This is a genomic window from Arthrobacter sp. 2MCAF14, assembly GCF_052115645.1.
GTDB lineage: Bacteria > Actinomycetota > Actinomycetes > Actinomycetales > Micrococcaceae > Arthrobacter.
In genome coordinates this window covers 1-1,746 of the sequence record NZ_JBFRHB010000094.1, presented here as the reverse complement: position 1 = coordinate 1,746, position 1,746 = coordinate 1, and the positions used below count along the sequence as shown (strand labels likewise).

The 1,746-nt window shown below is 64.2% G+C and carries 1 protein-coding gene; it reads left to right on the top strand.

Going from position 1 to position 1,746, the window contains the following annotated elements; translation table 11 throughout:
- Positions 1 to 295: 295 nt before the first annotated feature.
- Positions 296 to 1,546 carry an IS110 family transposase gene (locus tag AB4074_RS24705; RefSeq protein WP_441415735.1) on the top strand — a complete coding sequence of 417 codons (1,251 nt, stop codon included), beginning with the start codon at positions 296 to 298 and terminating at the stop codon, positions 1,544 to 1,546.
- The last annotated feature ends 200 nt before the right edge of the window (positions 1,547 to 1,746 follow it).

The following is a 1,746-nucleotide window of genomic DNA, read 5'->3' as shown; positions in this document are numbered from 1 at the left end:
TCGATCGCGTTGGTACCGGGTATGAAAGATGGTGGGTGCCTCGCGTTGTTCGTCTGGCTGGCTGGGCTTGGTGGTTTGGTCGTACGGTGAGACCGTCCGGAACTGGGGCGCTTGTAGGGAATCGGGGTGGGCAGACCGGTCTTGCACGATGGGCTGAGAGCCCGTGTTAGTAGATGGTCGCCCCGCGACTTGTCCGGCTGCGTCGTGAACGCGGATCCGTAGGTGTCGATTGCCTGACCGATTCCGATCCCTGATATCGGGGTGGGAGGAGAAGGTGATGGTTCGGTTTATTGGTTTGGATATTCATCGGGATTTCGCGCAGATCGCTGTTCTTCAGAACGGTGAGGTCCGTGACGCCGGTCAGGTGGCGTGCCGGCCCGACGCGTTGGTTGGCTGGGCACGGACGCTGGGTCCGGGCGACCAGGTGGCGTTGGAAGCCACTGGCAATAGTGAGGCGATCGCGTTGCTGATCAGGCCGTATGCTGGCCGGGTCGTGGTATCGAATCCGTTGAAGACTCGCGCGATCGCGGAGGCGAAGGTGAAAACGGATAAGGTCGATGCCCGCATCCTTGCCCAGTTGCTTGCCGCGGATTTCCTGCCACCGGTGTGGTTGCCCGATGAGCGCACTGCACGGCTGCGCCGTATTGTGGGTCAGCGCACTCAGCTGGTTCGTGAGCGCACGCGGATCAAGAATCAGGTGCATGCAGTTCTGGCCAGGAATCTGCTGCCACGCCCGACGGCGACCGATCTGTTCGGTAAGGCCGGGCGGGCCTGGCTCGGCCTTCAAGTGCTACCCCCGGACGAGCGGGACACTGTTCAAGCGCTACTGCGGCACCTGGATTTCCTGGGTACTGAGCTGGTTTCCTATGAGCAGGCTCTGGCAACCGAAGCGCTCACGGATGCCACAGCACGCAGGCTGATGACGATTCCCGGGGTGTCCATGGTCGTGGCGATGGCGTTGATCGCCGCGGTGGGCGACTTCGGGCGGTTCCCTACCGCCGCGGTGGGCGACTTCGGGCGGTTCCCTACCGCCGAGAAGCTGGTCGCCTATCTTGGGCTGCATCCCAGRGTGCGCCAGTCTGGCGGACAGCCTGCGTACCACGGCCGGATCACCAAGCAAGGCAATGCCCACGCCCGCGGCATGCTCGTGGAAGCGGCGTTCACCGCGGCACTGGCGCCGGGGCCACTGCGCGCGTTCTACTCACGGATCAAGGCCCGCAGGGGCTTCCAGATCGCCGTCGTGGCCACGGCACGCAAGCTGGCCACCTTGGCCTGGACGCTGGACACCCGCGGGGAAGACTACGCGTTCGCCCGGCCCAGCCTAGTCGCGTTCAAACACCGCAAACTCGAGCTCACCTCCGGTGCTCCCCGCGCCGTGGCTCACCGTGGACCCGGATACGCCTACAACGACAAGCAGCTACGCCGCGAGGAACGCGAACTCGTCGAAACCGCCGAACGCGCCTACCAATTGCTCATCTCGAACTGGCAACCTCACCGCCCGCCCGGAGCGAAGAAAATCGAATTCACCCAACTCCGGCAAGAATGAGACCGCGCAAGGGTTTCCTGGCATGGCCCGTGCCGTAGGGAGGCTAACGTGGCCGCCCCTCCGTCCTCAAGGGTCACTGCCGTGATCGCTGCGCGACGGCCTACGGCCGCCCTTGACCCCGGAGCCTCGGCGACCCCGGTCAACAGCAGCAGGAGCCAACCAGGAAAGATTGACGCACCCGACTTGACGATTTCATCCGT